Below are 21,337 nucleotides of genomic sequence, written 5' to 3' on the forward strand. Positions count from 1 at the left end.
TTATTTAAGTATTTAGTAAATATAATTTTGGGCAATTATAACATAAAAATAAGGCACAAAATGATAGTTACTAGATTTGCTCCGTCGCCTACTGGATACCTACATATAGGCGGACTTAGGACAGCCCTTTATAATTATTTATATGCAAGAGCTAATAATGGAAAATTTTTACTTCGTATCGAAGATACTGACCTAAAACGAAACTCAGAAGAGGCCACGCAAGCCATAAAAGAGGCATTTGCTTGGTGTAAGCTTGATCACGACGGCGAAGTGACATATCAGTCAAAGAGGTTTGATCTTTACAAAGAGTATGTTAAAAAACTACTTGAAGAAGGCAAAGCATATAAATGCTATATGAGCAAGGATGAGCTTGAGGAGCTTAGAGCCAGCCAAGAGGCTAGAAAAGAGCGCCCAAAATATGATAATAGATATAGAGATTTTACTGGCACGCCTCCAGCTGGCATCGAGCCAGTCATCCGTATAAAAGCCCCGCTTAGCGGCGAGATCGTCATACATGATGGCATAAAAGGCGAGGTTAAATTTAAGGTTGAAGACATATTAGATGACTTCATCATCGCTAGAAGTGACGGCACACCGACTTATAACTTCACGGTCGTAATAGATGACGCATTAATGGGCGTAACAGACGTCATCCGTGGTGATGATCACCTCTCAAATACCCCAAAACAGATCGTTCTTTACGAGGCACTTGGCTTTAAGGTTCCAAAATTTTATCACGTCGCTATGATAAACGGCGAGGATGGCAAAAAGCTTAGCAAAAGGCACGGCGCAACTGATGTTATGGAGTATAAAAAGATGGGCTACCTGCCTGAAGCGCTCTTAAATTTTCTCGTTCGTCTTGGCTGGAGCCACGGCGATGATGAGATTTTTACTATTGAAGATATGCTTAAATACTTCAATCCAAACGATATCAACAAAAGCTCAAGCACTTATAACGCTCAAAAGCTTGACTGGCTAAATTCTCACTACATCAAGACCTTGCCTTATGAGAGGCTAGCACAAGATATGCTTGAATTTGGCGTGGATTTTAAGGCTTTGGTAAAGGGTGAGCTACTTCTAAATTCGCTCCGTGAGAGATCAAAGACACTAATCGAAATGGCAAATAGCGCAAATGCGATCATCAACTCTCCAAAAAGCTACGATGAGAAAGCTTGGGCTAAATTTATAAATGAAAATAGCAAAGAAATTTTGGCTAAATTTGCTCAAATTTTAGACCGTGACCTTGACGCAAAGGGCTATGAGGAGCTAACAAATAAATTTTTAGAGCAAAATGGCTTAAAGCTAAAAGACCTAGCCCAGGCTCTAAGGATAGCGCTAACTGGCTCAAGCGTGAGCCCAAGCATATTTGAAGTGCTTGAAGTAGTGGGCAGTAGCGAGACGAAAAATAGAATACAAAATTTATTAAAGGAAGAAAAATGACACATGTAACTAAAGAAGAAGCACTAAACTACCACATAGGCGGTAAGATCGAGATAAAGGTAAAGACGCCTTGCGAGACATCAAGAGACCTTTCAATGGCCTATACGCCTGGCGTTGCAGAGCCTTGCAAAGAGATAGAAGCTGACAATGAACTAGCTTATAAATATACAAATAAAGCAAATCTAGTAGCCGTTATCACTGATGGTACGGCTGTTCTTGGACTTGGCGACATCGGCGCTATCGCTGGTAAGCCAGTTATGGAAGGAAAGTCAGTTTTATTTAAAAAATTTGCAAATGTTGATGCCTTTGACATCGAGCTAGACGAGCATGATCCAGATAAGATCGTTGAGATTTGCAAGGCTCTTGCTCCGACATTTGGCGGTATAAATTTAGAAGATATCCGTGCTCCAAAGTGCTTTGAGATCGAGAGAAAGCTTCAAGAAGCAGTCGATATCCCAGTCATGCATGACGATCAGCACGGCACGGCGATGATAACAAGTGCTGGCATGATAAATGCGATGGAAATTTCTGGCAAAGATATCTCAAAGATAAAGATCGTAGTTAGTGGCGCAGGTGCAGCTGGTATCGCTTGCGCGAAGATGTATAAAGCGCTTGGTGCAAAACACATCGTGATGATAGATAGTAAAGGCGTCATCCACTCAAAAAGAACAGATCTTACACCTGAAAAGGTAGAGTTCGCGCTTGAAACTGAGGATAGAACTTTGGCTGATGCGATGAGGGGCGCTGATATGTTTTTAGGCCTTTCTAAGCCTGGCGTACTTACAAAAGAGATGGTTGCTTCAATGAATAAAGAGCCTATCATCTTTGCTTTGGCAAACCCAGTGCCTGAAATTTATCCAGAGGATGTTGAGGCTGTAAGAAGTGACGTTATGATGGGTACAGGCAGAAGCGACTATCCTAACCAAGTAAATAACGTTTTAGGTTTCCCATTTATCTTTAGAGGTGCGCTTGACGTTAGAGCTAAAAAGATCACTGAAAATATGAAAATGGCTGCAGCTAGAGCACTTGCGCAGCTTGCAAAAGAGCCAGTGCCAGCTGAAGTTTTAAAGGCAAGTGGCGTTAGCGAGCTAAAATTTGGCAAAGAGTATATTATCCCAAAACCATTTGACAAGCGCGTATTAACAGCAGTCGCTCCAGCAGTTGCAAAAGCAGCAGTTGAAGATGGCGTGGCGAGAGTAAAAGATTTTGATGTTGAGGCTTACAAAGCCAAGCTTGCAAAAGGATTTTAAAATTTAGCCCAAATTTTGGGCTAAACTCTTTTTGGCATTTTGTAAAGATAAACCCTGTAAAAACAGTAAATTTAAGGATAAAAAATGCAAAACGTTAAACTCATCTCGCACCCACTGATCGAGCATAAATTAACCATTCTACGTGATAAAAATACCCAACCTTTTCAGTTTCGTATGCTAGTTGATGAGATCAGTTATCTTATGATCTTTGAGGCGACTAGAAATTTAAAGGTAAAAGATGTCAAAGTCCAAACTCCAGTTGCGGTGGCAGATGCAAAGAGGCTTACTACAAAAGTGATGATATGCCCCATCTTAAGGGCTGCTCTTGGTATGCTTGATAGCGTTTTTACTATTATTCCAGATGCGAGTGTGGGCTTTTTGGGCTTTCAGCGAAACGAAGAGACAGCACAAGCTGAGTTTTTCTACGCGAAGCTTCCAAAAGACGCAAAAGAACGCATGGCGATCATCATCGATCCTATGTTTGCAACTGGTGGCACGGCGATAGATGCGGTCAAATTCTTACGTGAAAAGGGCGTTAAGGAGATCAAATTTATCTCTATCATCGCTGCTCCTGAGGGGCTAAAGAGATTTAGCGAAATTTACCCAGACGTCGAGGTCTATACAGCTTCGATTGATGAGAAGCTAAATGAGAAAAACTATATCGTTCCAGGTCTTGGTGATGCTGGCGATAGAGTTTTTAACACGCTTTAAGGGCAAAATTTGAATAAAAGACTTTTGCCAGCCTTAGTCGCCTTTATCACTGCTATTATTGTTGGCACTTTTTTCTTTTCAAATAATGGTAGTGAAGCAAATAAAAATGCTCAAATTTTACTTGAGCAACTAAACAAAGAGGGACAAAAAAGCCAGAGCCTTGCAGAAAATGGCTCATACACTTCAAAAGATGAGGTCGCTCTTTATATCTATAAATTTAACAAGCTGCCAAAGAATTTCATAACCAAAAAAGAGGCACTTGAACTTGGCTGGGATGCAAAAAACGGAAATTTATGGCAGATAAGCGGCGGCAAAAGCATCGGCGGAGATAGATTTTCAAACAGAGAAAAGAGGCTGCCAGAAGCTGATGGTAGAAAGTGGTTTGAGTGCGATGTAAATTATAATGGCGGCAGGCGCGGCGCTGAGAGAATTTTATACTCAAACGACGGACTTATCTACTACACGCCCGATCACTACGAGCATTTTTACCTGCTTTATGAAAAGAGGATGCAATGAAAATCGTGATCTTAGATGCCAAAAAGATGCTCGAAAAAGAAAAAATGCATGAGTATTTTGCCAAGAAATTTGACCTACCAGAGTACTACGGCAGAAATTTAGACGCACTCTTTGACTGCCTTTGTGAGATAAATGAGCCAACACTTATAAAGCTAAAAAATGAAAATTTTTTGGATAGTGGCACAAAAGAGAGCTTAACTCGGCTATTTCGTGATATTTGCAACGAAAACGATCTAGTTAAATTTGAGCTTGTAAAAGATGAAAAATGATATTTGGAAAGATTGATTATCTAAATTTACTTCCATTTCACGTTTTTTTAAAATCAGCTCCACTAAGCTCTCAGATAAAAAAGGCGATCGAGTTTAAAAAAGGCGTGCCAAGCAAGCTAAATAGGGCACTAAATGCCAGAAAGATCGATGCTGCGGTGATCTCAAGCATAGCTAGCAAAAAGGCAAATTTAAAGAAACTAAATTTTGGAATAGTCGCCAAAAAAGAAGTAAAAAGTGTGCTTGTGCGCAAAAACTCAGCCCCAAAACCAGATCCTGCCTCAGCTAGCTCAAACGCCCTAGCCAAAGTGCTTAAGCTAAATGGTGAGGTGATTATAGGTGATAGGGCGCTAAAGGCATACTTAAGCGAGGGCAAAGAGTGCTTTTATGACCTTGGTAAAATTTGGCACGAAAAGACAAATTTGCCATTTGTTTTTGGTAGATTTTCATATGTAAAAAATGGCTCGTTTTACAAAAGACTGGTCGCAAAATTTTTACAAAAAAACGTAAAGATCCCAAACTATATCTTGGCTCAGTATGCCAAAAGTCGCGACATAAGCGAGCAAGATATCAAGTGGTATTTAAAATTTATAAGCTACAAAATAGGCCCAAAAGAGCAAAAATCACTCAGAAAATTTTTTAAAGAAAATAGATTATTAAAAGCAGCAAAAAAGAATTAAATTTTATATCTTCTTAGCAGCAGCCAAGAAGATATAAAATTTAGTGGTGCATATGCATATTAGTTGAGTTGTCATCACTCATATTTTGCATTATCATCTTTTGGTGATCATGCATCGGCATATCTGCTGGTATGTTCATTTGCATATTCATATGCATATCCATAGCGCCATCATTAGCCTTGTAGCCTGTTATGGTAGGATCAACCATGCCAAATATCATAGCGACGTGTCCGACGATCAAAAAGAAGATGAGCAGGCAAAAGTGAAGCTTTAGCTTTGCTCTTTCGCTAGCGTTTTTATAGATCAAATTTAGCTCTAAAAGGGCTATGCCAAGAAGTAGGATGACGCTGATAAGATATGAGTAGATAGTAATAATATCCGGCATACCCGCGCCATTTTATACTTGGATAAATTTTGCTATAAAGTAGATCACAAGAGCTGTAAAATAGACTCTAAGCACTATGCCAACAAATTTATATATTGATAGCCAGAATAGTTAAAAACGCCAAAAATAACTACAAAATTTAAGAAGATATAAATTTACTCCTAGCCGGGCTAAGAGTAAATTTAAGCTAGTCTTTAAACTCGTGTGAGATGACCGGAGAAAATTCTTCCCAGTGAAGTTTGGTTTTGATTGTTGGCATCTTGCTTTGAAATGGCTCTTTCTTAAGTGCCGCCATAGCGACACTATCGCCTTTTGGTTTAGCTGGTGCTTCTACGTTTAGTATAGAGCGTTCAAGATCGATGAAATCTTTTAAAATAATAGTATATGATTTAAAGAAATTTGCCTCTTTGTGAGCCAAAAGTAGCGAGCCAAACTCATCTACAAATAAATTTAAAGTCTCAGAAAATAGCTTATTGCTAATATTTTTCGCATCATTAAACTCATCTTTTAAAAATGTAGCCATCGCTAAAAATATAAATCCAACGTAGTCCTCGCTGTCTTTGCAAAGCTCGCTATCGCGTCTATATGGGCTTAGTTTTAAACATTCAATAACCCTAAGCCTAGCTGCTCCGTTATCTCTGCCCTCTTCATAAAATGAGGCACTTAAGGGGATATTTGTAAAGCCAAAAAGAACGTCATTTTGTTCTTTTGAAAATTCTTCAAAGCTAAATTTATCTAAATTTTTAAACGCAGCATCACTATCCTCGCTTAAAGGATTTGCGCTTAAGTATCTTAACTGCTCTTTCCACCTTGAAAATTTCTCATCATTTGTGTAAAAAAACATAGGATATGCTAGAAATTCGTAAAAATATGATCTTGCTTTTATGATGTTTTTATCCATTTAATAAATCCTCTTTCATTGCGTTTATTTGGGCTTGAACCATTAGTTTGGCCTTACAGTCAGCACAGCAGTAAAGTGCTTTTATCTTAACCCTATCGTTGCCAAATCTTGGTTGCATTATAGTTGCGATCTTTTCGACAGCTTTTTTAGTCGCAAACTCTTTTCCGCACTCAACACAGGCAAAAAGCTCATCTCTTGCCAGTTCATTATATGTAAAAAACTCAGGCTTAAGAGAAATTTTTCCAACCTCAAGGCTTATGGTATCTTTTTCAGCACAGCTTAGTTCGCAGTATCCGCAAGCTGTACAGACGCTTGGATTAAATAAAATCGAATTTGTCTTTTTATCAGCTACTAGCGCACTTACGTTACAAGCGCCAATGCAACTTAGACAAAGTGTACAGCTATCAGTGTTTATCTTGACATCACCGTATCTTATCATCTCACCGCTTTTTACCACGCCAAGATCTTCGCTGCCTACTAAAAACTCAAGCCTTTTTGCAAAAATTTCTCTTTTTGGCAAGGCATATTCGTTTATCGTGTGTTGTGAGTCAGCTATAAATTTTACCTTTTTGAGTGATTCTTCAAGCTCGTTTTTATCTTTAGCGTGATAGATCGCCGTCTCTTTAAATTTAAGCTCATAAATTTGATTTAAGATGCTAATGGCGTCTTTTTCGCCTTTGCCAAGAGTTTTGCTAAATAAAATCACACTCGCACCACTTTCTTGAAGCAATGTAAGTAGATGCGCTTGATTTAACATATGTGGTGCTAATATGAAAAAAGGTAGGACATTTTCAGGTAGGCTTATATTTAGCTCGTCTAAATTTGTTTCATTAGAGATTATTAGTGGAATTTTACCTTTGTAAAGTTTGGCAATAGTAGCAAATGAGTTTTGTGGCATAAGTGTAGAGTCAAGAGATCCGCTAGGGCAGACGCTAATGCAGTTACCACAATTTACGCAATCGATTTGTGAGAAAACAAGATGCTTTGTCTCGTCTTCTTTTAAAATGGCTACAGTTGGACAAACATCAACACAGCGTCCACAAATTTCATTTCGTCGTTCGTGATATTGACAGATCGAAGAGTCATATTGAGTTAGGCTTTTGTACTTAAATTTTGGAGTTTTTTCATTTAAAATTTTAAGCACAGCTTCGTCTTTTAGCCCAGATATTTCGTAACAGCCGCTTTGTTTTAGCATATAATCCCTTGCATTTTCAACCAAGAAAAAGTCACAATCGACCTCAAATTCGTCATTTGCTCTAAGTATCAAAACACTAAGCTCGCCAGCTGCGCCATAAATAAATTTCACTTCAAAATGCGTTAATTCAATGACTTTATAGCCATTTTCTTTTAATAAATTTGCTAGTTCCTCACGGCCTGAGTTGCTTACTATTACGACATTTTTGCCGACTTCTTTTTCGTAATCAACATCCTTTGCCATGTCAAATGCAGTTGCTCTTGCTTCATAAAGCAAAAGTGTATTTTTAGCTTTTTCTAATACGCTTGCAGTTGTATTTTTTAGATAAAAATTTATCTCAGGTGCGATAATGTTTGCTTTAAGCTTTGGCGAGTTAGAAACTAAATATTCTTCTTTTTCGTTATTTATTTCTATCTGTTCATTTAGCATTAAAGTATCGTCAAAATCGTTATAAAAGCCAAATTCTTTCATAATTTCTCCTATTATCAAAAACAGGCTTATTCTAATATTAATGGGATTAATAGACTCTGAAAAAATCTAACTATTTTTTGGTTTAAGAAAAATTGTAAATTTTTAAAAATTAGTAAATTTATTTGGCACTACATAAAGATAAACCTGATATTTTTATAGAACAAAACGATATAATTGTTTCAATTATTATCTTAAGTATTTAATTTAGGACGTATGAAATATGCTAGAATTTTTTGAAAAGGACTGGAGTCAGTTTTCAAGAATTAAAGGACTTGAAAACGATAAGTTGTTTCCTCATCATGCTTGTAAAGTTTATTTGTGTTACGACAATTGGGATGATTTTGGGTATAAAACGCTGTACCAGATAGTCATTTTTGACATAAGTGGTAAAAAATATGATTTAGGTTATGTAAAAATTGCCTCTTTTGGTCAAAAGCAAACAAAGATACCTCCAAAATTTGAGAGCCTAGGTAGTAGCTATTTTTCATTAGGTCAAAGTCCCGAATATTATTCGTTGTTAAGCCAAATGTCTGCAGAAATAAGGGATATATTTTTAGCAAGTATTAATGATGTTATTAAAAATGAAGAGCTTCTAAATGAGGCATTAAGTGAAGATGTATTCACAACTTCACTTTTGAGGGACACTAGTTTAGTTACAATTAGAGGGCAGTATAAGAGAATACTGGATGGTGGAGCTATTTTAGATGACTATAGCTTTGGATATGAGACATCTTGTGTAAATAATCAGGCTGGTTATAAGTTGTATTTTGAGGTTTTTGCGGATTCAAATCCTCCAACTAACATCCATGTATTAATCGGAAGAAATGGTGTTGGTAAAACCCATTTGCTAAATAATATGACAAAAAGCTTTATTGGTTTAGATTGTGAAAATGGTAAATTCTTTGAATTTGAAGAAGATATTTTTGGAGAACGAGAAAAAGTAAAGCCTCCTCGTAAAATTTTTTCAAGAATTTTATCGGTATCCTATAGTGCATTTGACCCATTTTTGCCATTTTCGGAAAAAAAATACCCAGAGTATTCTTATATCGGACTTAAAAAGTTAAAATTTAATCCAGAAGAGAACGGCACAGCATCTAGTAAAGAAAACCATTTAAAGGATAATAAAGAACTTTCAGACGAGTTTGCTAGTAGCTTTGTAAAAATTTTAAGTAATAAAAATATAGAACAATACAAAAATTTAATATCCCAACTGGAATCAGATCCAATATTCGAAGAGTTGAATATTAGCGAGGTTATGCACCAAACGGTAGAAATTAAAAAAGTTGACAAAGTTATTAGTCAAGGTTTGAAACAGCCGGCTATAGATTTATTTAGAAAATTAAGTTCAGGGCACGCTATAATATTATTAACTATTACTAAAATTTTTGAAAAGATAGAAGAAAAAACCCTTGTATTATTAGATGAACCAGAAAGTCATTTGCATCCGCCTTTATTGTCATCTTTTATGAGGGCGTTATCAGATTTGCTTATAAAAAAGAATGCGGTAGCCATTATCGCGACTCATTCGCCTGTAGTTTTACAAGAGGTTCCAAAGAGTTGCGTTTGGAGACTAAGCAGATTTGGCCTCGAGGCTAAAGCGGAGCGCTTTGATATTGAAACATTTGGAGAGACGATAGGAACATTAACTAAAGAAATTTTTGGCCTTGAGGTAAACAAGTCGGGCTTTTATGCGATGCTGGACAATAGTATAATGAAAGATGGAGCGTCTTATGATAGGATAATGAAAGATGGAGCGTCTTATGATAGGATAATGAAAGAATATGATAATCAGCTCGGATCCGAAGCAAGATTATTGGTAAGAGCCTTATTAAACAATAGGAAATAGTCTTATGGTTGTATTAGATATGCCTAAAATAAGTAAATCCGACATATATAAATGTTGTTGTAATGGAATAAGGGATAAGGCGAAGAAAAAGAATTTATTGAACTATTTATATGTATTTTTATTAAACGCTTGCGGTTACAACAATAGTGCAAGAGAAAAATATCTTGATAAGTATATAATAAAAGAACCGATTAATTATAAAAAATTTACTAGATACGAAAATATAAAAAAAGATTTATTTGATTTGTATAATAATCGCTTGGTGAGAGGAAAGGAGCCAAGAAAATACTATGATCAAATAATGGCTGGTTCAAAATTAGGCAAGTGCCCATATTGCGGATTGGGGCATGTGTCTACATTAGATCACTATTTACCAAAATCTGAATTTCAAATTTTTTCTATACTGCCAAACAATTTGATAGGGTGCTGTAGGGACTGTAATACCACAAAAAGAAATACAGTTTTAAATACTATTCACCCATATTATGATGACTTTACAAAAACACAGTGGTTATTTGCAAAAGTGAACTGGTCTGAACTTACTATGGAATTCTTTGTAGACACAAAAGATATTAATAATGCCTTAGATAAAAAGAAAATAGAAGAGCATTTTAGAGTGTACGAATTAGCTAGAAGATATGCTATTGAAGCAGCAAGTGAATTGAGCGACCTTAGGATAGAGTTTGAAAATAAAAATTTAACAAAAATAGACATTGAACAAGAACTTTGTATAAAATTTAAATCTAAACCCATAAATAATTGGAAAACAGCAATGTATCAAGCTCTAAGTAAAGATCAGTGTTATTGTAGTGGTGGATATAACAAGTTTTTGTAATATTTTGAATAATGTTTTAAAAGTAAATTTATGTTAAAATTACGCCTTGGTAAAACTAACTTACTAGGAGCGCAAATTGAACGATTTAAGAAATATCCCACAAGTTGATAAGATCATAAAAAACGAGGCATTTTTGGGGCTTGATACGAGTTTAGTCACTATGCTTGCAAGGCAAATTTTAGATGAGGTTAGAGCTAAAATTTTAAATGAAAATGCAAGCTTTAGTGGCGAAGAGATAATAAATTTAATCCTAGATGAGTACTATAAATTTAATGAAGCTAGCCTTAAAAGAGTGCTAAATTTAACCGGTGTGACCATTCACACAAACCTCGCTAGAAGCGTCATAGATAAAGAAATTTTAAGCCGTGCAACTCCGGTAATCACAGGGTATTCAAACCTTGAATACAACCTAAAAACAGGCAGCCGTGGCAACAGATACGACTATATCGGTGAGATGATCGCAAGAGCTTTTGGTTTTGAAGACGCCATCGTCGTAAATAATAACGCAAGCGCTGTGTTTTTAGTGCTAAATACCTTTGCAAAGGGCAAGGAAGTCGTCGTTAGTAGAGGCGAGCTAGTCGAGATCGGCGGTAGTTTTAGAGTGCCTGAGGTGATGGCAAATGCGGGCTGCTTTTTGAAAGAGGTTGGCACGACAAACAAAACTAAGCTAAAAGACTACGAAGAGGCAATTAATGAAAATACGGCGATGCTTGTAAAGGTTCATCGCTCAAATTTTGACATTGTGGGTTTTAGCGAAGAGGTTACAGCAAATGAACTAAGCAAATTGGCGTGTGAGCAAAATTTGATAGATTATTTTGATCTTGGCAGTGGATTTTATGGAATTTTGCCGTTTAACTTAGACAAAAATGAGCCAGATCTAAAAAATTTAAAAGATGTTTCGCTAGTTAGCTTTAGCGGCGACAAACTCCTTGGTGCGGTGCAGTGTGGCATAATAGTTGGCAAAAAAGAGCTCATCGCAAAGCTTAGAAAAAATCAGCTTTTAAGAATGCTTCGCGTAGATAAAGTGATCATCTCGCTTTTGGCTGAGAGCATGAAAGCTTATTTAAATAAAGAATTTGAGCTAATCACAACGCAAAAACTGCTTCACAAAAGCGTAAAAGAGCTTGAAAACTTAGCAAATTTTATAAATAAAAATCTAAAAACACCACTTGAGATGGTGCGCACACAAACCTTTGTAGGAGGCGGTGCGATGCCAAATAAAAAAATTCCAAGTATAGCTTTGGCAGTTAGTGGAGATGCGGTTTTAAATGAGCAGAAATTTAGGCAAAAAAAGGTGATCGGCCGTATAGAAAATGATAAATTTTTACTTGATTTAAGAACGCTTTTAGATGACGATGTAAATGAACTAATAAAAATAATAAATGAAACGGAAGAAAAATGAGTCTAATAATAGGAACAGCAGGGCATATCGACCACGGAAAAACCGCGCTTATAAAGGAGCTAAACGGCTTTGAGGGAGACAATCTTGAAGAGGAGAAAAAGCGTGGCATAACGATCGATCTAAGCTTTTCAAATTTAAGTAAAAATGATGAAAATATCGCATTTATCGACGTACCAGGGCATGAAAATCTCATAAAAACGATGATAAGTGGCGCGTATGGCTTTGATGCGTGTTTATTTGTGGTGGCAGCAAATGACGGCCTTATGCCTCAAAGCTTGGAGCACCTTGAAATTTTAAATCTCCTTGGCGTGAAATCTATAATCGTGGCGCTTACAAAGTGTGACCTCGTAGATGAAGCGACTATAAATTTAAGAAAAAAAGAGATAAGAGATGAAATTTCTAAATTTAAAAACCTGCAAATTTTAGAAATTTTTGCCGTTAGTATAAGGGATAAGGCAAGCATTGACGAGCTTAGAAACTACCTCTTTACGCTAAGAGCTAAAAAACGCGATGAGGAGGGCGTTTTTAGATACTACATCGATAGGGTTTTTAGCCTAAAAGGTATCGGAAATGTCGTAACTGGCACCGTTATAGAGGGAAGCGTTAGTAAAAATGAGAAGCTTTTTAACTATGACGCTGGCAAAGAGGTGCTAGTAAGAAGTGTGCAAAGCCATGATAAATTCGTAGATAATGCAGGGGTTAGCAGCCGTGTGGCGCTAAATTTGACAGGAATTGAGCTTAATGAGCTAAAAAAGGGGCAGCTACTTAGTAAAAAAGGCTATTTTAGAGGATTTAGAGAGGTTGATGCGGTCGTAACTGCTAAAAATCTCATTCACTCTCAAAGCGTAACCTTTTGCGTAGGAGCTAAAAATGTGCCTGCAAAGGTGCTTATACTAAGCCAAAAAGATGATAGCTACTTTGTTACCTTTAAATTTCAAAGCGATATGTTTTTGAAATTTGACGAGGCATTTGTGCTTATCTCAGATGCGCGTGTGATAGGCGGTGGCAGAGTGCTAAATCCTGTGCTTGAGCCACTAAAAAAAGCTGGTAAAATTCTCTTTTTAGCTGCACTTTTAAAGCATGATTTTGTTGGAACCTTTTCTATCTTAAAAGAGGCTCACAAAAATGGCTTTGGCATCATCTCGTCTTATCAAAGATTTGGACTAAGTCACGAAGAGGCCGTAAATGTGGCTAAAAAAGTCTCAAACGTCTTTGTCGATGAAAAAGCTTTAAATATCTACGATCTAAGCGCGGTTGAGCGGATAAAGTCTGTGGTTAAATTTATGATAGAGAAAAATGAATTTGCCGTTTTCTCAGCTCAAAGTATAAGCTTAAAGCTTGCTTGGGCTAGCCAAAATTTAGCTCAAAAAGCACTTGATGAGCTTGAAAGTATAAACTTAATCTCTAAAAATGATGGCATTTATATAAAAAAGGGCGTTGATATAAGCAAGCTAAAAGTAAGGCTTGAAGAGAAAATTTATGAAATTTTAGAAAGCGGAAAGCTAGCTCCTACGGCACCTTATAATATATATGATGAGCTGGAAATAGATAGGCTAAGTGGCGATAATGCACTTAAAAAACTAACTGCAATGGGTAGAGTTATAAGGCTGGAGCATAACCTTTTCATCACCAGAAATTCGTTAAAAATGGCACTTGATAAGCTAAGAGGGATCATCAAAAATCAAGGCTTTGTAAATGTCACAAACGCCAAGGATGCACTAAATTTAAGTAGAAAATATATAATCGCTTATCTTGAGCAACTTGATCTTGAGAGTGACATAATAAAGCAAGGAAATGATAGAGTTTTTCGCGGTTAGTATTCATTTACAAAAAGCAAATATAATCCGCCAAATTTTTTAAAAGGAAAAAAATGAAAAAAGTGGTTTTGGCCTCAATATTAGCGGCAACTAGCCTAATGGCAGCTAGTAATAAGCAAATAGAAGATTTTTACTCAGAAGTTTTTAAAAATCAAAATATCGATGGTGTTAATGTGAAAGTCGTAGAGCGCACTAAAATTTTAGATGATATAGAAAAAGTAAGCTTAAAATTTAGCAAAGGGGATATGTCTCAAGAAGATGTGACTTTTGTTAAGGGTGATCTTATGTTTCCTGATGTTGTAAATTTAAAGGAGCAAAAGTCTTATTTGGCTGAAGAAAAAAAGGTAATCGCAGAAAAAGCAGCACTTGATTTAGTAAAATCACTAGCTAAAATTTATAAAAATGAAGACAAGGCAAATGTTATAACTCTTGGCAATGATAGCAAAAAGCCAACTCTTATTATGTTTTCAGATCCTGAATGTCCATATTGTAGAGCCGAGCTAGCAAAGATCGAAACGACATTAAAAGACAATAACGTTGAAATCATCCTAACTCCAGTACATGAACTATCATCTTTGCAAAAAAGTGCTTTGATCTATAAAGATATAAAAAATGCAAAAAGTGATAGCGATAAGGTTAAAATTTTAAGAAAGTATTTCTCTGAAGATTATAACGTAGATGAAAAAAATGTTAGCAAAGAAGAGAGCGACAAGATAGATACTTTACGTAAAAAATATTTCTCAGCTGGCGTTAGATCAGTGCCATTTATCATAAACAAAAGTGATCTAAAATAATCTTTTCTAGGGAGCTCTCCCTAGAATTTATACTTTAAATTAGCCTTTCTCTCAAAATTCATAAAAGTTAAAATATTAAATATATTTTCTTATATTTTTAACAATAACTTAACATATTTAATTAAAGCTTTATATTTACTTTGATTATCTTGCAATTATGCTAAATTTACCGAGTTTAAATCTAGGCTATAAAAAGCCCTGAAATAGGCCTTGCAATATTTTAGAATTTCTAAAATATTGCGAATCATGAAGACCAATCAAACCAAATTCTCAAATTTTTAAGTTTGAGAGCTAAGGAGAAAAAATGCAAGGATCAAGAAGAGATTTTCTCAAAAAATCTCTAAAAGTCGGTGCTGCCGGCGGTGTACTCGCAGTCTCAGCCGTAGCAAAAGTGACTAGTGACGACTTAGCTCCTGATGACAATGGTGTCGTCGTTGGCAAGTCAAACAAAAAAGAGGTGCTTTATAAAAAAAGCAAGAACTGGGAAACCTACTATAAAATCGCTTACTAAGGGAGAAAACCATGAGTGATGCACGTATAGGAAGACGTTCATTTTTAAAGCTAGCCGCACTTGGTGCTGGAAGTACAATGGCTTTTGGAGAAAATGAAACGATAAGAAAAGCAAGTGATGAGGAGATAAAAAATCCTTTCCCTGGCTCAAAAAAGGTTAGAACGATTTGTTCTATTTGCTCAGCAGGCTGTGGTATCGAGGCTGAGGTAAAAGATGGTGTTTGGGTTCGTCAAGATATGGCGATGCACCATCCGATATCTCAGGGCTCACACTGCTCAAAAGGTATCGATCAGATCGACCTTACACACAGCAAACAACGTATCAAATATCCTATGAAAAAAGTTGATGGTAAATGGCAAAGAATTTCATGGGATCAAGCTGTAAATGAGATCGGCGATAAGATGCTTCAGATCCGCAAAGAAGATGGTCCTGATAGTGTTGTTTTCTTAGGATCTGCGAAATTTAACAATGAGCAAGCATATTACTTTAGAAAATTTTGTGCATTTTGGGGTACAAACAGTAACGATCACGTAGCAAGAATTTGACATAGCGCAACAGTCGCCGGTGTGGCGAATACTTGGGGTTATGGCGCGATGACAAACCACTTTGGAGATATGGCTGCAAACTCAAAATGTATATTTATCATTGGAGCAAACCCAGCTGTGGCAAACCCAGTTGGTGGCATGAAGCACACTTTACAAGCAAAAGATAGAAACAATGCAAAAGTAATTGTAGCTGATCCAAATTTTACAAAGACGGCTGCACATGCTGATCTTTATTTGAGACAAAGATCAGGAACTGATATTGCACTTGTTTATGGTCTTATTCACATTATTCTCAAAAATGGCTGGGAAGATAAAGAATTTATAGAAAATAGAACTTACGGTATTGATGAGATAAGAAAAGAGGCTGAGCACTGGACACCAGAGGTTACATCTGATGTTACTGGAGTACCAGTTGATAAGCTACTAAAAGCTGCAGATATCCTAGCTCATACAAAACCGGGTACTGTTGTTTGGGCACTTGGCATCACTCAACACTCAGTTGGTACATCAAATACAAGAATTTTACCTATCCTTCAACTAATTCTAGGAAATATGGGTAAAGCAGGTGGCGGCTGTAATATCATTCGTGGTCACGACAATGTTCAAGGCTCAACTGATATGTGTAACCTTTCAGATAGCTTGCCAATGTATTATGGCTTAACTGATGCAGCATGGAAATATTACTGCAAAGGCTGGGGCGTTGATTATGATGAATTTATTAAACGCTTTGCGGTCTCAACAAAAGAGCCAAAACAAGGCGGCACTCCTGTTAAAAACACAGTCTTTGAAGAGTATTATTACCACGATCCTAAACATCCAGAAGATAGAAACTGGAGAAACGAAAAAGGCTGGTCACTTTCAAAATGGTGGCAAGGCGTCTTGAAAGAGGAGAACACATTTAGTAGTGGTGCATTGAGAGTTCTTTGGGTTCAAGGAACTGGTCTAACGTCTATGGCGCACCTAGCTAAAATTCAAGAAGCAGCTTCAAAACTAGATATGATCGTTGTAGCTGAGCCATTTGTAAATGAAATTTCTATCCTTTCAGACAGAAAAGATGGCGTTTATATCTTGCCAGTAGCAACTGCATTCGAAAATGAAGGTCACCTAAGTGCTACAAACCGCTCAGGACAATGGAGAACAAAAGTTGTTGATCCACTTTATGAGAGCAAGGGCGATCACGAAGTAATGTTCTTATTTGCTAAGAAATTTGGCTTTTACGATGAATACGTAAGAGGCATGAAAATGGGTATCGTAGATCATGAAATAAAACAAGTAAAAGATGATTTTGTATGGCCTGATGATGCGACAAATGAGATAGCAAGAATTGGAAATTCTATAGGTTATGGTGGTAGAACAGCTGAGATGTTTAGACGTCATCAAGCAAACTGGGATAAATTTGACCCAGATACGCTAATAGGTATTGGCGGTGAAGTCAAAGGCGAATACTACGGTAAACCATGGCCAGCATGGGATGAAAAACACCCTGGAACACCAATACTATATGATATGAGCAAACCTTATGCAGAGGGTGGCTCTGGCTTTAGAAATCGCTTTGGACTCGAACATAATGGCGTTAGTCAGCTAGCTAGCGAAGAGACAACACTTGTTGGCTCAGCTATAAAAGGTGGCTATCCACAAATCACAAAAGAGAATATAGAAAAAGTCTTAGGTATAACTCTAACTGAAGAAGAGAAAGCTAAGATGGGACCAAGCTGGAGCATGGATTATAGTGGTATTATCTTTGAAAAATGCCGTGAAAAAGGTGTTGTGCCTTATGGTAATGCAAGGGCAAGAGCTATCGTTTGGGAATTCCTTGATCCTATTCCAAAACATAGAGAGCCTGTTCACTCACCACGCTGGGATCTTGTTCAAAAGTATCCGACATTTGAAGATCAAGCTAGAAATTTCCGTGTTTCTACTAAGTTTAAGTCAGAGCAACAAGCAAAAGATTGGTCAAAAGAATTTCCAATCGTGTTTAGCACGCAACGTGTCGTAAACTTAAGTGGTGCAGGAATGATCGAAAGAACTAGTAAATATCTATCAGCTATTACGCCAGAGATGTTTGCTAATGTTAATCCAGAGCTAGCTTTAAAATACGGCATAAAAGACCGCGATATGATGTGGATCCACAGCCCACAAGGTACAAAGATCAAAGTAAGATGCTATCACAGCCAGATGGTAACTCCAGATAGAATTTGTATGCCATATAACTTCGCTGGTATTATGCAAGGCGTTGATCTTTCAGCTCGCTATCCAGAGGGCACCAAGCCTTATGTTATCGGCGAGAGCTTTAACACAGTTACTAACTACGGATTTGACCCAGTTACTCAAATTTCAGAGTTTAACGCGGGTCTTTGCCGCATAGAAAAAGCTGAGGAAAATACATTTAAAACATCGTTTTTCCATGAATATGGCGAGAGAGACGCCATGGGTAAAGAGTAAGGAGGAATAAAATGGCAAGAATGAAATTTTTCGTAGATACTGATAGATGTATTAGTTGTTATGGTTGCCAAGTTGCTTGCTCTTCTGCTCATGAACTTCCAGTAGGAATTTATAGAAGAAAGGTCATTACACTTCACGATGGTATCGAAGGTAAAGAGGTTTCAACTACCATTGCATGCCAACACTGTACTGATGCACCTTGTGAGCAAGTTTGCCCAGTTGATTGTTTCTACATTAGAGCTGATGGCATCGTGCTTCACGATAAAAATATATGCATAGGCTGTGGTTACTGCTTATATGCTTGTCCATTTGGTGCTCCACAGTTCCCTAAAGATGGTGCATTTGGCGTAAAAGGCGTTATGGATAAATGTACAATGTGCGCAGGCGGTCCAGAGCCAACAAACTCACACGAGGAGAGAGAGCTTTACGGCCAAAATAGAATGGCTGAAGGAAAAGTGCCTATGTGTGCGGCTGTTTGTGCTACAAATGCACTTTTAGTTGGAGATGCAGCTGAAGTATCAAATGTATATCGCAAACGCGTTATGCTAAGAAATACTGGGCTAAATGCCTAACAAGAAGGAGAGCATTTGCTCTCCTTTAAATTCTAAATTTTAAACTTAAAGCCTTTTCATTTTTTATAAAACTACTATTTTTATATTCAAAAGATAAATTTTAAATTTACATTAGAAAATTTCTAAGATCATTTAAAATTGGCTATTTGAGGACAAATTTCTCTTTATTATCTCAATTTGCTCTATTTTATGATAATCGTTTTTATTTTAATCAAAGTAAAACCTTGATAATATTCGTTTCAAAAAATCTCACAGGTGGTTTATTTAATGAATAAATTCTTAAAATTTATGCTAATTATGTTGTTGCCTATTTGGCTTATAGCAAAAAATGACGACTACACACAAGTCGCAGCTCAGATAAAAGAGTCATTACAAAAAGTAATAACAGAGTATAGAGCAGGCAATGTTGAACAAGCAGTCAGCGATACTCAAAATGCTTATTTTGGTTTGTTTGAAGATGTCGAAGCTGGCATCAGAATAAATTTAGGTCAGAAAAAAGCTTACTCTATGGAGAAGCAATTTGGCGAGATCAGAAAAGCGATAAAAGCTGGCGAAGCACCAGATGACGTGCAAAAAAGAATAGACCAGATAAATAGCGAAATTGCTGAAGTTTTGCCAGTTATTTTAAATGGACATAAGCTTGTTGGTGAGTACTCAGATACTCCAGCACAAGCTGCTACAAGTGGCTATGACACTTCTAAATTTATCCCTGAGTGGAAAGTGGCATTTGAAAATTTATCAGCCGATATAGATAAAGCAATAGCAAGCTATGAGAGTGATAAGCAAGATGACGCCAAAAGTGCTATCCAAGATGCTAAATTTACAGACTACAGAAACACTCAACTTGAAATCGCTATTCGTCAGTATATAGAAAATGGTAAAAGCATAGATGCTGATATCCAAAGAAAGATGGGTGAGGCGATCAACGGCATTACAAATGGCATAAGCAAAGATGACTTTAAAACTAAGCTAGATGAGATCAAAAAGCTAGCATATGAGGCAATCTCAAAACTCCCAGCTGATACTGCAAAACTTGCAAAAGTTGATATGAGCGATGTAGAAGCAGCTTCTGAAGAAGATAGTGGTGCAGATTATACCAAAGTCGTTCAAAATATAAACGATAAAATTCAAGCTGCTATCACACTTTATAAAAATGGTGATGCAAAAAAAGCCATGGGTGATATCCAAGATATCTACTTTGATGAGTTTGAAGGCAGCGGCATGGAGAATAAAGTAGGCGCAATAGATGTAAATTTAAAAACAGCTATTGAAGCTACATTTGGCAATCTTGTAGCCCTTATGAAGTCAGGCGCAGATGAAAAAACTCTTCAAGAAAGTGCAAGCAAGATGTCGTCTCAGCTAGCAACTGCACTTGAGAAAACTAGCAGTTCAAGCTCACCTTGGTCTTTATTCGTTTGGGCTTTGACTATTATTTTAAGAGAGGGCTTTGAGGCACTTATCATCGTTGCTGCTGTTGTTGCATATCTTGTAAAAACTGGTAATGCTAAAGCAATGGGCAAAGTTGTTTATAGCTCAGTTGGCGTGGCTGTTATCTTAAGCTTTGTCATGGCGTGGCTAATGAATGTCATTTTTGGCGAGGCTGCAGGTCAAAAAAGAGAGCTTATGGAAGGCATCACGATGCTTGTTGCAGTGGGACTTCTATTTTATGTTGGTTTCTGGCTTCTTTCAAATGCAGGTGCTAAAAAATGGAATGACTATATCAAATCACACGTCTCTGACTCTATCTCAAGTGGCTCAACTACAGCGCTTTGGTGGACTGTATTTTTAGCAGTATTTAGAGAGGGTGCTGAAACTGTACTATTTTATCAGGCACTTATTTTTGGAGCTAAAGATTCAGCTGGTTACTCAATGATCGCAGCTGGCTTTGTGATAGGACTTGTCGTTCTTTTAATAGTCTATTTCTTATTTAAAATTTTTGCTGTTAAAATTCCTATTAAACCATTTTTTATATTTACGTCAGCTATTATCTTTTATATGTCGATCGTCTTTGTTGGCAAGGGCGTTGGCGAACTAGTTGAGGGTAAAATTTTCATCCCAACTATCATAAATGGACTTAGCTTCCCTGACTGGATGAGAGACTGGCTAGGACTTCAGCCATATTATGAGAGCTTAGTGCCTCAAATCATTATGGTGCTTGCCCTTGTTATTGGCATTGTTATCATGAAATCAAAACAAAATAAAAATTAATCTTATTTAAAGGAGAGAATATGAATAAAATTCTTAGTTCAGCTCTAGCACTTAGCCTAGCAGCTGGTTTTGCACTTGCTGGAGAGCACCCAATCGGCGAGCCTGTAGAGGCTAATGGAATGGAGATAGCTGCTGTTTATCTAGAGCCAATTGACATGGAGCCAAAAGGCGTTGATCTAGCTCCAAGTCTAGCTGACCTTCACTTAGAAGCTGATATCCACGCTGTAAAAGGCAATAAAAACGGCTTTGGCGAAGGCGAGTGGATCCCATATCTAAAAATCAACTATGAGCTAAAAAATCTTGATAATGGTAAAACTAAAAAAGGTACATTTATGCCTATGGTTGCAAGCGATGGCCCACACTACGGTGCTAACATAAAAATGGATACAGGTGTTGGTAACTATGAGCTTAAATTCCACATCGACAATCCAGAAAAACAAGGCTTTGGTCGCCATGCTGACAAAGAGACTGGTGTTGGTAAATGGTTTGAGCCTTTCACAACAACTTATAAATTTCAATGGACAGGTGGTCCTGTTAAATAATCACCAGG

The 21,337-nt window shown here is 36.9% G+C and carries 19 protein-coding genes and 1 pseudogene; 17 read left to right on the top strand and 3 right to left on the bottom strand.

The window, feature by feature from the left end; genetic code table 11:
* The first annotated feature begins 60 nt into the window (after positions 1–60).
* The 6 genes from gltX (at position 61) to G5B98_RS01645 (ending at position 4,863) form a co-directional block, all read left to right on the top strand.
* Positions 61–1,440 carry a glutamate--tRNA ligase gene (gene gltX, locus G5B98_RS01620; protein ID WP_054197371.1) on the top strand — a complete coding sequence of 460 codons (1,380 nt, stop codon included), beginning with the start codon at positions 61–63 and terminating at the stop codon, positions 1,438–1,440.
* On the top strand, positions 1,437–2,690 hold the full coding sequence (locus G5B98_RS01625) for a malic enzyme-like NAD(P)-binding protein (RefSeq protein ID WP_054196129.1): 1,254 nt from the start codon (positions 1,437–1,439) through the stop codon (positions 2,688–2,690). Before gltX ends, G5B98_RS01625 begins: the two co-directional genes overlap by 4 nt.
* A gap of 84 nt (positions 2,691–2,774) precedes the next feature.
* Positions 2,775–3,401 carry a uracil phosphoribosyltransferase gene (upp, locus tag G5B98_RS01630; protein ID WP_004317747.1) on the top strand — a complete coding sequence of 209 codons (627 nt, stop codon included), beginning with the start codon at positions 2,775–2,777 and terminating at the stop codon, positions 3,399–3,401.
* A gap of 9 nt (positions 3,402–3,410) precedes the next feature.
* The gene (locus G5B98_RS01635) at positions 3,411–3,917 is read left to right on the top strand and encodes a ribonuclease domain-containing protein (protein WP_196086982.1); all 507 of its coding nucleotides are present in this window, start codon (positions 3,411–3,413) and stop codon (positions 3,915–3,917) included.
* Complete coding sequence (locus G5B98_RS01640; RefSeq protein WP_196086983.1) at positions 3,914–4,186, top strand: barstar family protein; 273 nt, start codon at positions 3,914–3,916, stop codon at positions 4,184–4,186. Before G5B98_RS01635 ends, G5B98_RS01640 begins: the two co-directional genes overlap by 4 nt.
* On the top strand, positions 4,183–4,863 hold the full coding sequence (locus G5B98_RS01645) for an MqnA/MqnD/SBP family protein (RefSeq protein ID WP_196086984.1): 681 nt from the start codon (positions 4,183–4,185) through the stop codon (positions 4,861–4,863). Before G5B98_RS01640 ends, G5B98_RS01645 begins: the two co-directional genes overlap by 4 nt.
* A 40-nt stretch (positions 4,864–4,903) precedes the next feature.
* Here G5B98_RS01645 and G5B98_RS01650 read toward each other — a convergent pair whose 3' ends face one another.
* The 3 genes from G5B98_RS01650 to G5B98_RS01660 all read right to left on the bottom strand — a co-directional run bounded on the left by G5B98_RS01650 (position 4,904) and on the right by G5B98_RS01660 (position 7,815).
* Entirely contained in the window at positions 4,904–5,248 is a 345-nt protein-coding gene (locus G5B98_RS01650) for a DUF6803 family protein (RefSeq protein WP_232524603.1), read from the bottom strand.
* A gap of 187 nt (positions 5,249–5,435) precedes the next feature.
* Positions 5,436–6,149 carry a formate dehydrogenase-specific chaperone gene (locus G5B98_RS01655; protein ID WP_087579568.1) on the bottom strand — a complete coding sequence of 238 codons (714 nt, stop codon included), beginning with the start codon at positions 6,147–6,149 and terminating at the stop codon, positions 5,436–5,438.
* Positions 6,142–7,815, bottom strand: coding sequence for a 4Fe-4S binding protein (locus G5B98_RS01660; protein ID WP_196086985.1), 1,674 nt, complete (start codon positions 7,813–7,815; stop codon positions 6,142–6,144). The genes G5B98_RS01655 and G5B98_RS01660 overlap by 8 nt, the downstream gene beginning before the upstream one ends.
* Positions 7,816–8,035: 220 nt before the next feature.
* Here G5B98_RS01660 and G5B98_RS01665 point away from each other — a divergent pair, with 220 nt between their 5' ends.
* The 11 genes and pseudogenes from G5B98_RS01665 (at position 8,036) to G5B98_RS01715 (ending at position 21,329) form a co-directional block, all read left to right on the top strand.
* A complete protein-coding gene (locus G5B98_RS01665; RefSeq protein WP_196086986.1) occupies positions 8,036–9,661 on the top strand; it encodes an AAA family ATPase in 1,626 nt (541 codons plus the stop codon).
* A 4-nt stretch (positions 9,662–9,665) separates the two neighbouring features.
* A complete protein-coding gene (locus G5B98_RS01670) occupies positions 9,666–10,496 on the top strand; it encodes an HNH endonuclease (protein WP_196086987.1) in 831 nt (276 codons plus the stop codon).
* Positions 10,497–10,572: 76 nt separating this feature from the next.
* Complete coding sequence (selA, locus tag G5B98_RS01675; RefSeq protein ID WP_196086988.1) at positions 10,573–11,898, top strand: L-seryl-tRNA(Sec) selenium transferase; 1,326 nt, start codon at positions 10,573–10,575, stop codon at positions 11,896–11,898.
* Positions 11,895–13,715, top strand: a complete 1,821-nt coding sequence (selB, locus tag G5B98_RS01680) for a selenocysteine-specific translation elongation factor (RefSeq protein WP_196086989.1) — start codon at positions 11,895–11,897, stop codon at positions 13,713–13,715. Before selA ends, selB begins: the two co-directional genes overlap by 4 nt.
* 53 nt (positions 13,716–13,768) lie before the next feature.
* A complete protein-coding gene (locus G5B98_RS01685; protein ID WP_107686256.1) occupies positions 13,769–14,509 on the top strand; it encodes a thioredoxin domain-containing protein in 741 nt (246 codons plus the stop codon).
* Between the two features lie 304 nt (positions 14,510–14,813).
* On the top strand, positions 14,814–15,020 hold the full coding sequence (locus G5B98_RS01690) for a twin-arginine translocation signal domain-containing protein (RefSeq protein WP_009294906.1): 207 nt from the start codon (positions 14,814–14,816) through the stop codon (positions 15,018–15,020).
* A gap of 77 nt (positions 15,021–15,097) precedes the next feature.
* Positions 15,098–15,292, top strand: a pseudogene (locus G5B98_RS09575) (hypothetical protein); the annotation flags it as partial.
* A gap of 60 nt (positions 15,293–15,352) precedes the next feature.
* The gene (locus G5B98_RS01700; protein WP_232524624.1) at positions 15,353–18,007 is read left to right on the top strand and encodes a formate dehydrogenase subunit alpha; all 2,655 of its coding nucleotides are present in this window, start codon (positions 15,353–15,355) and stop codon (positions 18,005–18,007) included.
* A gap of 11 nt (positions 18,008–18,018) precedes the next feature.
* Complete coding sequence (gene fdh3B, locus G5B98_RS01705) at positions 18,019–18,579, top strand: formate dehydrogenase FDH3 subunit beta (protein WP_021090689.1); 561 nt, start codon at positions 18,019–18,021, stop codon at positions 18,577–18,579.
* A 267-nt stretch (positions 18,580–18,846) separates the two neighbouring features.
* Positions 18,847–20,787 carry an FTR1 family iron permease gene (locus G5B98_RS01710; RefSeq protein ID WP_196086990.1) on the top strand — a complete coding sequence of 647 codons (1,941 nt, stop codon included), beginning with the start codon at positions 18,847–18,849 and terminating at the stop codon, positions 20,785–20,787.
* A gap of 20 nt (positions 20,788–20,807) precedes the next feature.
* On the top strand, positions 20,808–21,329 hold the full coding sequence (locus tag G5B98_RS01715) for an iron transporter (RefSeq protein WP_085657784.1): 522 nt from the start codon (positions 20,808–20,810) through the stop codon (positions 21,327–21,329).
* Positions 21,330–21,337 lie beyond the last annotated feature (8 nt).

The sequence above is a fragment of the Campylobacter concisus genome (assembly GCF_015679985.1).
In the GTDB taxonomy this organism is placed as follows: Bacteria; Campylobacterota; Campylobacteria; order Campylobacterales; family Campylobacteraceae; genus Campylobacter_A; species Campylobacter_A concisus_AC.

What these genes read in the sequence shown, in the direction of transcription:
- G5B98_RS01660 (WP_196086985.1), bottom strand. Translation starts at nt 7,815, where the DNA reads ATGAAAGAATTTGGCTTTTATAACGATTTTGACGATACTTTAATGCTA.
- G5B98_RS01665 (WP_196086986.1), top strand. Translation starts at nt 8,036, where the DNA reads ATGCTAGAATTTTTTGAAAAGGACTGGAGTCAGTTTTCAAGAATTAAA.
- selB (WP_196086989.1), top strand. Translation starts at nt 11,895, where the DNA reads ATGAGTCTAATAATAGGAACAGCAGGGCATATCGACCACGGAAAAACC.
- G5B98_RS01640 (WP_196086983.1), top strand. Translation starts at nt 3,914, where the DNA reads ATGAAAATCGTGATCTTAGATGCCAAAAAGATGCTCGAAAAAGAAAAA.
- G5B98_RS01710 (WP_196086990.1), top strand. Translation starts at nt 18,847, where the DNA reads ATGAATAAATTCTTAAAATTTATGCTAATTATGTTGTTGCCTATTTGG.
- gltX (WP_054197371.1), top strand. Translation starts at nt 61, where the DNA reads ATGATAGTTACTAGATTTGCTCCGTCGCCTACTGGATACCTACATATA.
- G5B98_RS01655 (WP_087579568.1), bottom strand. Translation starts at nt 6,149, where the DNA reads ATGGATAAAAACATCATAAAAGCAAGATCATATTTTTACGAATTTCTA.
- G5B98_RS01690 (WP_009294906.1), top strand. Translation starts at nt 14,814, where the DNA reads ATGCAAGGATCAAGAAGAGATTTTCTCAAAAAATCTCTAAAAGTCGGT.
- G5B98_RS01715 (WP_085657784.1), top strand. Translation starts at nt 20,808, where the DNA reads ATGAATAAAATTCTTAGTTCAGCTCTAGCACTTAGCCTAGCAGCTGGT.
- G5B98_RS01670 (WP_196086987.1), top strand. Translation starts at nt 9,666, where the DNA reads ATGGTTGTATTAGATATGCCTAAAATAAGTAAATCCGACATATATAAA.
- G5B98_RS01685 (WP_107686256.1), top strand. Translation starts at nt 13,769, where the DNA reads ATGAAAAAAGTGGTTTTGGCCTCAATATTAGCGGCAACTAGCCTAATG.
- G5B98_RS01645 (WP_196086984.1), top strand. Translation starts at nt 4,183, where the DNA reads ATGATATTTGGAAAGATTGATTATCTAAATTTACTTCCATTTCACGTT.
- upp (WP_004317747.1), top strand. Translation starts at nt 2,775, where the DNA reads ATGCAAAACGTTAAACTCATCTCGCACCCACTGATCGAGCATAAATTA.
- G5B98_RS01650 (WP_232524603.1), bottom strand. Translation starts at nt 5,248, where the DNA reads ATGCCGGATATTATTACTATCTACTCATATCTTATCAGCGTCATCCTA.
- fdh3B (WP_021090689.1), top strand. Translation starts at nt 18,019, where the DNA reads ATGGCAAGAATGAAATTTTTCGTAGATACTGATAGATGTATTAGTTGT.
- G5B98_RS01625 (WP_054196129.1), top strand. Translation starts at nt 1,437, where the DNA reads ATGACACATGTAACTAAAGAAGAAGCACTAAACTACCACATAGGCGGT.